Source organism: Blastochloris sulfoviridis, assembly GCF_008630065.1.
In the GTDB taxonomy this organism is placed as follows: Bacteria; Pseudomonadota; Alphaproteobacteria; order Rhizobiales; family Xanthobacteraceae; genus Blastochloris; species Blastochloris sulfoviridis.
On record NZ_VWPL01000040.1, the window covers coordinates 18,818 to 28,377 of the forward strand.

Below are 9,560 nucleotides of genomic sequence, written 5' to 3' on the forward strand. Positions count from 1 at the left end.
CCGCGCGCGGCATCCGGCGGGATCGGACCGACACCGGATCTCCCCGGCCGCCCGATCACGAGAGCTGCACCCGGCAGTTCAAGAACCGAGAGCTTGAGACATGGCCGAGTTTTCCTTCGAGCTGGTGAGCCCCGAGAAGCTGGTGTTTTCCGGTCAGGTGGAACACGTCGTGGTTCCGGGTGCGGACGGCGAGTTCGGCGTGATGGCCGGCCACGCGCCGGTGATCTCGACGCTGAAGCCCGGCCGCCTCACCATCTTCGCCACCGGCCAGCCGGCGCGCCACATGTTCGTGCGCGGCGGGTTCGCCGAGGCGCGCCCCGATGGCCTGACGGTGCTGGCCGAACTGGCGATCCCGCTCGAGGAGCTCGACGCCGCGCGCCTCGCCCAGGAGATCCAGGACGCCGAGGAAGACGTGGCCGACGCCACCGTCGAGGCCGTGCGCCTCACGGCGCAGGAGCGGCTCGAGCGGCTGCGGGAGTTCCAGGCGGCGCTCGTCCAGGGCGGCGGCTTCGGCGCCCACGCCGGGCACTGACGCGCCGGGCACCGATCCGAGATTTCGCGAAATCCGGCCCCTGGGCCGGATTTCTGCGTTTCGGGAGGCGCGATCGGCCGGACACCGTCTCATACCAGCGGCCGCGAACGCGGACCGTTGGTTCCGCTCGCGGATTTTCGCGAAGTCTCTGATTTCGGATGAGAAAATCCGCGAGGGTCAACGGCCCCACGCGTCAGCGTTTGGGGCCGCTGGTATCAGGCCTCGGTCGTCCGCACCATGTAGCGCGCTGCCTCGCCATAGCTGGCGAGCTTCGCCCGCAGCCCCGGGTTCGAGATCTCGCCAAAGCCGTGGCGGGCCCACACCGCGTCCGCGCCATAGACGGCCGTCAGCGAAAGCTGCGCAAGCCCGCGCCGCCGGGCGGCAGCCACCAGCAGCGCCACCGCGTCGCCGGCCAGCGCCCGGCCGCGCGCCGCCGGCAGCAGCGCGATGTCGTGGATGTAGAGCACGTCGCAGGGTTCGGGCAGCGCGCCATAGACGGCATCCAGCGCCACCACCTCGCCCGTCCGCCACGGCAGCGCCACGGCGTAGCCGGCGAGCGCGCCGTCGCCGCCTTCGAGGGCGAAATTGCAGTCCGGCGCGAGGGCCAGCTTGTCGGCGAAGGTCTCGCGCCGCTCGGGAAAGGTGGGGTGCACCACCCCGGCCACGGCCATCACCGCGTCGAGGTCGGCAGGCTGAAGCGGCCGCCAGCGGAACGTCTCAGCCGGCAAGGTGGGCGAACTCCGCGACGACGCGCTCATAGACCGGCCGCTTGAACGGCACGATCAGCTCGGGCAGGCGCTCCAGCCGCTCCCAGCGCCAGGCGCTGAACTCGGGCGGGTGGGCGCCGCCGGCCGGGCGGGCGATGTCGATTTCGGTGTCCTCGCCGGTGAAGCGCAGCGCGAACCATTTCTGGGTCTGGCCGCGATACCTGCCCTTCCAGGCGAGGCCCACGAGCTCGGGCGGCAAATCGTAGGTGAACCAGTCGCGCGCCTCGGCCAGCGGCGCGACCGAGCGGACGTTGGTCTCCTCAAAGAGTTCGCGCAGCGCCGCCGGATACGGGTCCTCGCCGGCATCGATGCCGCCCTGCGGCATCTGCCAGGGGTGGGCCTGGTCGGTGTGCTCGGGGCCCTCGGTGCGCCGGCCGACGAACACCAGCCCCTGGGCATTGAACAGCACCACCCCGACGCAGGGGCGGTAGGGCAGGTCTTCGGGACGGTCGGTTTGGGAGCGGGGGAGATCGGAACGGGTCATGGCACGCGGTCTTGCTCGCCGGACTCGCAGGCCGGCGAGCCCTCATTGTCTCAATCCAACTCATTGCTCAAGCGTGGCGAGCAAAATTGCCGGCGTCACTTCTTCCGATCGGATGGTGGAGGCACAGCGGACCCGCCCGCGGGCGGCCGCGGGCCGCCCTTCGGCGCCGGCCGGCCGGCGGAGGTGCCCGTGCGGACGGGGTCGCGCTCCGGCTTCGTCAGGGGTCGGACACCCCATTCCAGCAGGGAGTCACGGGCCTTGGGATCGTCAGCCATTGGTCTCCTCCGGGGACGCGAGAAGCTCGACGAAATGATAGTCGTCCGGCCGCAGCACAACCCCGCGGGAATCCGGGATCGGGGCGAGGAAGCGGCCTTGCTCATCCAGCGACCACAAGGCTTCAAGGTAAATGTGACCCGAGCAGGGGTGGAGGCCAGCGTAGGATTCATACCCATAATAGCCGCCCAGGCGCCGGCCGTCCTTCAAATGCACGATGACGAAAAAGGGTTCCCGACGCAGGAACGCCGCATCCCAGCCGCTGCGCGCCCGGTTCAGGATCAGGCCGGCGCGTTCCAGCCGTTTCAGGACGTTCTTGATCGCGAACGGCCAAAATACCGGCAGGACCACCAGCGCCGCCACCGCCAACGCGTAGGTCTGGCCGGGCGTTGTGGCGAAGAACAGAAAAACCGGCGCGCCGACCACGGCGTTGAGCACGCCGAAGGCCATGGCATCGGGAATGATGTCCTTCAGATTGCGGGCGGCAGCGGGAACCAGCAGGCTCCAGACCTGAAGCGAGATGAAACCCGGCAGAGCGAACACGACAAAAAGGGCCAAGGCGCCGTAACTGTCGAAATTCTTGAGGAGGTCATCCATGACCGGCCTCGCTTCTGCCGCACGCGGACGCAGCGGAGCTCCCGAGTGCAACCTGAAGGCGCCGCCCTCCCTTCGTCAAGCCCCCTTCTTGCCGCGCGCCACGGTGGCGCTCAGCGGCACCAGCAGGTAGCCGCGGGTCTCGACCTCCTTGGCCCAGCGCGCCACGCGGTCGATCGACACCGGCAGCGCGGTGGCGAAGCCGAGCGCGCTGCCGCGCTCGCCGGCGATGCGCTCCAGCCGCATCAGCGCGTTGTCGATGGCCACCGGCGAGGCAACGGCATCGAGCACGACGTCGGCGCGGGCGAAGGTGGCGCCGAGGCCGCCGGCGATCTCCCGCGTCACGCTGCGCTGGGAGGAGCCGTCGTCGAGGAACATCAGGCCGCGCTTGGTGATCTCGCGCATCACCGGCGCCAGCGCGCTCTCCGACGAGGTGAAGCGCGCGCCCATGTAGGAGGCCACGCCGATGAAGCCGGGAAACCGCGCCAGGAACCAATGCAGCCGGTCGATGTTCTGGTCGCTGGTCAGCGTGGTCAGCAGGGTCTGCGGGCCGGGGTCGTTGTCGGGATAGTCGAACGGCTCCATCGGCACCTGCAGCAGCACCTCGTGGCCCTGGGTGCGGGCACGGGCGACGACGCGGTCGAGATCGGTGCCGTAGGGCGCGAAGGCCAGCGTCACCTCCGGCGGCAGCTTGGCGACGGCCTCGCTGGTGCCGTTGGCGCTGATGCCGAGCCCGCCGACGACGATGGCGATGCGCGGCATCGCCGCCTTGCCGGGGCCGATGGCCGGGGCGGGCCGGGCATAGGCCTCGAAGGCGCGGGTGCCGTCGGCGCCGATGCGCGGCACGGCGCCGTGCCGGGCCTTCTCGACCAGCCGCGGATCGGGTGCCGGCGCCAGCCGGTCGCCGGGGCCGGCCACCGAAACGTCGTTGGTCTTGCCGCTGCGGCCGTCGATCACGGTGACCGAGGGCCCTTGGGGCGTGGCCGGCGCCGCCTCGCTTGGCGAACGGTCGGCAGTTGCGTTCGCCGTTTCCCCCGTCCCGGTGCTGGTGCTGGCCTGGGGCGCGGCCGGGGCGGCGGCGGGCGCACCTGCGGGAGGCGGGCCTGCGGGGGCGGTGCCCTCGATCCTGACCCGTGCGATGGGCTCGCCGCCCAGCGGGTCGTCGACCAGGAGCACCCAGCCGACCGCGGTCCCGACCACGAGGCCGGCCGCGGCGGCGATCACCGGCGCCGGCCCAATCCGCCCGAGGCTCGTCCCGAGCGCGCGAAGATGGGCGCCGATGGACCGCTTCGGTGCGCCTTGCGCGGTGCCGAGAGGCCGCTGAAGATCATCGACCGACATGCGTGTCCCGTTGACCGTATTGCTGACGTCGAAGCCGCAGAAATCGAATCATCAGTCAGTCTATCACGTCGGGTTGTCCGCACCGGCGGGCTTGGCGCTGCGTCGTTGCGGATCGACCGGCCGAACGTTTCTCGCGCTCCCGGCCGATCGCGGCCGGGAACCGGCCTAGAGCATCCGCCGATCTCGCTGAACCGGGCGGACGCTCCAAGTTATTGAGTTGTCGCATTCTCTTCCGAAAAACCGGTTCCCGCTTTTGCGGAGAATGCTCCAGATGGTTTCCGGTTGATCCGTTCGGGATACCGGAAACGGTGCCGTGCGCGACGCCCAAACGAAACCGTCACCCCAAGACGAAACCGTCACCCCAAGACGAAACCGTCGCGCCCAAACGAAACCGCCCGGCCAAAGGCCGGGCGGGGTCGTTGCCGTGCTCGGTCCGAAGTGCCGGCGCCGGTTCAGTTCGGCACGCCGCCCTTCGTGTTGGGCGGGAAGGCGGCGTTGGTGATCGTGCCGCGCAGCAGGTCGATGGCCATGCCGAGCTGCTTGTCTTCCTTCGGATCGGTCGGCACGTAGGCCGGGGAGCCGGTCCGCTCGTCTTCCTTGTCGTTCTTCAGATGGCCGCGCAGCGAGGACTCGCCGCGCGGCTCCACCGCGCCGCCGGCCTTGGCCTTCTGCTCCTCGGGGAAGTCCTGGATCAGCTCGATGTCCGGGTCGATGCCCTTGGCCTGGATGGAGCGGCCGGCGGGCGTGAAGTAGCGCGCGGTGGTCAGGCGGATGGCGCCATTGGCGCCGAGCGGCATGATGGTCTGCACCGAGCCCTTGCCGAACGACCGCGAGCCGAGAACGGTCGCCCGCTTGTGATCCTGCAGCGCGCCGGCGACGATCTCGGAGGCCGAGGCGGAGCCGCCATTGATCAGCACGATGATCGGCTTGCCCTTGGTGAGGTCGCCGCCGCGGGCGTTGCGCCGCTGCGTCTCGTCGCTGTTGCGGCCGCGGGTCGAGACGATCTCGCCGCGCTCCAGGAAGGCGTCCGACACGTCGACGGCGGCGTCGAGCAGGCCGCCCGGATTGTTGCGCAGGTCGATGATGAAGCCCTTCAGCTTGTCGGCCGGGATCTTCTTGGTGAGATCCTCGATCGCCTTCTTCAGCGCATCGGCGGTCTGCTCGGTAAAGGAGGACAGGCGGATATAGGCGATGTCCTTGTCGTCGCCTTCCTCGCGCGAGCGCACCACGCGGATGTGGATGGTGTCGCGCACCAGCTTGATCTCGACCGGCTTCTCGGCGCCCTTGCGGGTGATGCGCAGCGTGATCGGCGTGTTGACCGGGCCGCGCATCTTCTCGACCGCCTGCTGCAGGGTGAGGCCCTGCACCTGCTCGCCGTCGAGATGGGTGATCAGGTCGCCGGCCTGCACGCCGGCCCGGGCGGCGGGGGTGTCGTCGATCGGCGCCACCACCTTGACCAGGCCGTCCTCCATCGACACCTCGATGCCAAGCCCGCCGAACTCGCCGCGGGTCTGGATCTGCATGTCCTTGAAGGTCTTGGCGTCCATGTAGCTCGAATGCGGGTCGAGCGACGTCAGCATGCCGTTGATGGCCGCCTCGATCAGCTTCGATTCGTCGGGCTTCTCGACATAGTCGGAGCGGATCCGCTCGAACACGTCGCCGAACAGATTGAGCTGCCGATAGGTATCACTCGTCGCTGCCGATTTGGCGAACGCGCCAAACTGGGTCAACCCCGGTTGAATGACCGAGACTGCAAGCACGGCACCGGCCGCTGCACCGACGAAGAACAGGGGCGTTCTGCGCATCATCCGCGAACCTTTTCGCTTTCTGTCGCCATCCACCAGGGACCGGGGTCGATTGCCGTTCCGTCCTTTCGGAACTCAACATAGAGAGTCGGCTGTCTCGTCCCGATTGAAACCAGGGCGGCAGCCTGAGGACCGCCACCCATCACGCCGACGGGCTCGCCAGTCAAGACGAATTGCCCGAGCTGCGCGGTGATCCGATCCATTCCCGCCAAGAGAATATGGTAACCGCCACCGGCATTGATGATCAAGAGTTGGCCATAGGACCGGAACGGCCCGGCGAACACCACCCAGCCGTCGCAGGGCGACGTCACCTGGGCGTTGGCCCGCGTGCCCACCGACAGGCCGCGCTCGACGCCGCCGATGGCGTCCTTGTCGCCGAACTCCCGCAGCCGTACGCCATTGACCGGCAGCGGCAAAAGCCCCTTGGCCTGGGCGAAGGGCATGGCCGGCGCCAGCCGGCCCGGATCCTTCAGCGCGGCCAGAGCATTGCCGGGCCGCGCGTCGGCCGGCTTGACTTCGGACTTGGCGGCGGCCTCGGCCGCCTTGGCGGCCGGACCCGCCTCCATGCTGGCGATCAATTTTTCGAGCGTCTCGGCCTGCCTGGCGAGGTCGCGCGCCCGCTGACGCTCCGCCTCCAGCGCCCGCTCGCTGTCGCGCTCGCGCTTCTGGCGCTCCTCCACCAGGGCGCTCAGCCGCTTGTGCTCCTCGGCGATCGACGTCCGCGAGGCCTCCAGCGTCTTGGTCTCCTCGGCGATCTCCCGGCGCAGGCGCACCATCTCGGCGAGGTCGCTCGCCAGCGCCTGGGTCTCCAGCCGCAGCTCGGGCAGGAACGAGCCGACCAGCATGGCGCTGCGCACCGCCTCCAGCACGTCCTCCGGCCGGGCGATCAGCGCCGGCGGCGGGGTGCGGCCCATGCGCTGCAGCACCGCCAGCAGATCCGCCAGCAGGCGGCGGCGGCCCTCCAGCGCGGCGCGAATGCGCGCCGCCTCATTGTCGAGCAGCGGCAGCCTTGCCTCGGAGGAGGCGATCTTGCCCTCCACCGCGCGCACGCGGGCGGCGGTGTCGATCAGGGTCTGGGTCAGCGCCCGCCGGTCGTTGCGGATGGCGTCGATCTCGGCGCGGATGCGGGCTTCGGCCTCGTCGGCGCGGCGGCGGTCCTCGCGCAGGGCGTCGAGCTCGCGGGCCTTCTCGTCGCGATCGGCACTCGTCGTCTCCCGGCCCGGCGCATCCTGCGCCAGCGCGCTGGGCAACAGCGCGGCGGGCGGCAGGACGGCAAGGGCGGCAAACACTGCGATCTCCAGAATGACCAATCGGGCGCGGCGCATCGGCTCAAGAATCGTGAACCGCCCGGCTACACCCGGGATCGGGCGAAGATAGGGCAGATTTCAACCGGGCCCGCACCGATTGCCAAGAGGTCCACTTGCCAAGAGGTCCACTTGCCAAGAGGTCCATTTACCAAGAGGTTGCCCGAAGGCTCCCGGCGAAATTTCATCATACGATCTTCGCGCCGGGGCGTTCCGCCCACCCGACCCCTCCCCGCCAGTCACGGCGTTCGTGGGGGGAGAGGAGAAGAGGCGTCGCCTTTTCTCCCCTCCCCCCGCGAGCTTTGCGAGCGGTGGGGAGGGGTCGGGGGTGGGGGGCTTCGATTGTTCAGCCGGGAAGATGGTCGACACTTTGGACCGGGATGATGGTCGACAGGTCTGGGTTGGGGTTGGCCCGGACACTTCTGTTTAGACGCGGTGGTAGGGGTGCCCGGCCAGCAGCGTCATGGTCCGGTAGACCTGCTCGGCGAGCAGGATGCGCACCATCTGGTGCGGCCACGTCATCGCCCCGAACGACAGGACGAGACCGGCCCGGGCGCGAAGCTCGTCGGCCATGCCGTCGGGCCCGCCGATGACGAAGACGAGATCGCCGCGCCCGCCGTCGCGCTCGCGGGCGATATGGGCGGCGAAGGCGGCGCTGGTGAGCGCTTTGCCACGCTCGTCGAGCGCGATCAACGCGCAACCGCCCGGCAGCGCCGCGGCCAGGCGGCCGGCCTCCTCGCTCTTGCGCGCGTCGGGCCGGCGGGCGGCGCTCTCGGCGATCTCGCCAAGCTCCACCGGCGCCAATCCCAGGCCACGCCCCATTCCGCGGGCGCGGTCGAGATACCGCGCCTCCAGGTCGCGTTCCGGGCCCGCCTTCAGACGGCCAACGGCGAGAGTGAGCAGCCGCACGGCCGGTCGGACGCCGGTCAGGACGCGCGGGTGCGGCTGTCCGGGCGCACGCCCGACCACATCTTCTCGATATTGTAGAAGCCGCGCACCTCGGGCCGGAAGACATGGACGATGACATCGCCCGTGTCGATCAGCACCCAATCGCAGTGCGGAAGGCCTTCGACCCTCGCGCCCTGGACGCCGTGGCTTCTGAGATGTTCGAGAATGTGTTCGGCGATCGCGCCGACATGCCGTTGCGAGCGGCCCGAACTGACCACCATCCAGTCGGCAATCGTCGTCTTGCCGGCGAGGTCAATGGTGACGGTGTCTTCCGCCTTGTCGTCGTCGAGGCGGGCGAGCACCAGAGCGAGGATCTCGTCGGGAGCGGGACGCGCCGTGGAGATCGCAGCGGTCGGGACAGAGCCCGAGACCGCGGACAGGGTCTGGGTGGACAGGGATCCTTACCTCGTTGCGCGTGCCGACCAATCGGCACGGACGCAGAATACCGTATTCCCGCCAGCGGTATCAATAGGGGTCATGCGGCCGATCCGACGACCACATTCACGCGCCGTCGCTGCACCCCACCTGCCAAAACTGGCGCCACACCCATAAGGCGCAGAAGCTGACGCCGACCATCTTATAGGCCACTCATACCGCATACAACAGCACTCACTGCGGTTAAGCGAAAAGTGCATCAGTCTAAAAGCCGCTTAATTTTATGCTTAATCCCGTTTCCTCGCTTGCTATCAATGGACATTACAAATTGTTGAAATTCAATATACAATGCGTTGTTACCGGTCCTGCTACGCAGTATATTGACGAACGGCTCAGCGTGATCCCAGTGCTTTATGGCGCCACTTTTAAACCAATTACAATATAATTGTTTGTCTATTATTCCGCGCTTTATCCCAATAGCGATAAGTTCAAATTCATTAAGTATGAGTTTTATCTTTTGTGCTTCGTCGGTCTTTTCTTTATCTAACGCGGCCCATGGACCCAATCCGTTTACATCTTTTGAAAGTTCAATAAATCTAAGGCGTGCTTTGATCATGTCGCCGTCTGTTTCGCTTTTCATGATGAAATCCAGAGTGGCCCTACGACGGGCTATTCCTCTTTGACTCTGGATTCCCCAAAATGCGAACACTGCGGCGAGAACGCCGACAGTTAGTGTGGCTATTGGTGCATAAAGGCTTTGATCGACCTGCAAAACAAAAGCCCCCGACAATGTCGGGGGCGAAGCCTACATTCTATGCGTGTATGTTACAAGCAGCCTAGGTGAGGCCGCCCCATCCTTCTATCTTCATAATCATATCGATCCTCCCGCCTGCAGAATGATGCCACAATTGCAGTGAGGCTCTCATATCTCCGCATTCATGGCCAGAGCGAATTAGCTCCTCGCCCTACAAATGGGAGGCTATGGTCGAAGCGCAATGTGACACAGAGAAGTTAACCATTCATAATTGCCGCATCCCATGTGGCTGGCGTGTATGGCTTAAGAGCCTGACCCAAAAGGGTGTTGCGCCCGGCATGGTTGCATGATTCACCGGTCTCAGAGTTCTGGGACGGTGATTT

Annotated in this window: 10 protein-coding genes; 1 reads left to right on the forward strand and 9 read right to left on the reverse strand. The window is 67.2% G+C overall.

Features of this window, described 5'->3' with window-relative positions; all coding sequences use genetic code 11:
• Positions 1-100 precede the first annotated feature (100 nt).
• Positions 101-532: a F0F1 ATP synthase subunit epsilon gene (locus F1193_RS15260; RefSeq protein ID WP_150098658.1), complete on the forward strand. Its 432-nt coding sequence runs from the start codon at positions 101-103 to the stop codon at positions 530-532.
• A gap of 215 nt (positions 533-747) precedes the next feature.
• On the opposite strand, the gene F1193_RS15265 is transcribed toward F1193_RS15260, so the two are convergent.
• From F1193_RS15265 to F1193_RS15305, 9 genes are all read right to left on the reverse strand, one after another.
• On the reverse strand, positions 748-1,260 hold the full coding sequence (locus tag F1193_RS15265) for a GNAT family N-acetyltransferase (RefSeq protein WP_246164458.1): 513 nt from the start codon (positions 1,258-1,260) through the stop codon (positions 748-750).
• Positions 1,250-1,783, reverse strand: coding sequence for an RNA pyrophosphohydrolase (locus F1193_RS15270; protein WP_150098660.1), 534 nt, complete (start codon positions 1,781-1,783; stop codon positions 1,250-1,252). The genes F1193_RS15265 and F1193_RS15270 overlap by 11 nt, the downstream gene beginning before the upstream one ends.
• A gap of 267 nt (positions 1,784-2,050) precedes the next feature.
• Positions 2,051-2,653, reverse strand: a complete 603-nt coding sequence (locus F1193_RS15275; RefSeq protein ID WP_150098661.1) for a DUF6338 family protein — start codon at positions 2,651-2,653, stop codon at positions 2,051-2,053.
• Between the two features lie 75 nt (positions 2,654-2,728).
• Complete coding sequence (locus F1193_RS17700) at positions 2,729-3,991, reverse strand: divergent polysaccharide deacetylase family protein (RefSeq protein ID WP_150098662.1); 1,263 nt, start codon at positions 3,989-3,991, stop codon at positions 2,729-2,731.
• A gap of 452 nt (positions 3,992-4,443) precedes the next feature.
• Positions 4,444-5,799: a S41 family peptidase gene (locus tag F1193_RS15285; RefSeq protein WP_150098663.1), complete on the reverse strand. Its 1,356-nt coding sequence runs from the start codon at positions 5,797-5,799 to the stop codon at positions 4,444-4,446.
• Complete coding sequence (locus F1193_RS15290; protein WP_150098664.1) at positions 5,796-7,121, reverse strand: murein hydrolase activator EnvC family protein; 1,326 nt, start codon at positions 7,119-7,121, stop codon at positions 5,796-5,798. Before F1193_RS15290 ends, F1193_RS15285 begins: the two co-directional genes overlap by 4 nt.
• 405 nt (positions 7,122-7,526) lie before the next feature.
• Positions 7,527-8,009: a 23S rRNA (pseudouridine(1915)-N(3))-methyltransferase RlmH gene (gene rlmH / locus F1193_RS15295; protein WP_150098665.1), complete on the reverse strand. Its 483-nt coding sequence runs from the start codon at positions 8,007-8,009 to the stop codon at positions 7,527-7,529.
• Between the two features lie 17 nt (positions 8,010-8,026).
• Complete coding sequence (rsfS, locus tag F1193_RS15300) at positions 8,027-8,428, reverse strand: ribosome silencing factor (RefSeq protein WP_150098666.1); 402 nt, start codon at positions 8,426-8,428, stop codon at positions 8,027-8,029.
• A gap of 254 nt (positions 8,429-8,682) precedes the next feature.
• Entirely contained in the window at positions 8,683-9,213 is a 531-nt protein-coding gene (locus F1193_RS15305) for a DUF4760 domain-containing protein (protein WP_150098667.1), read from the reverse strand.
• Positions 9,214-9,560 lie beyond the last annotated feature (347 nt).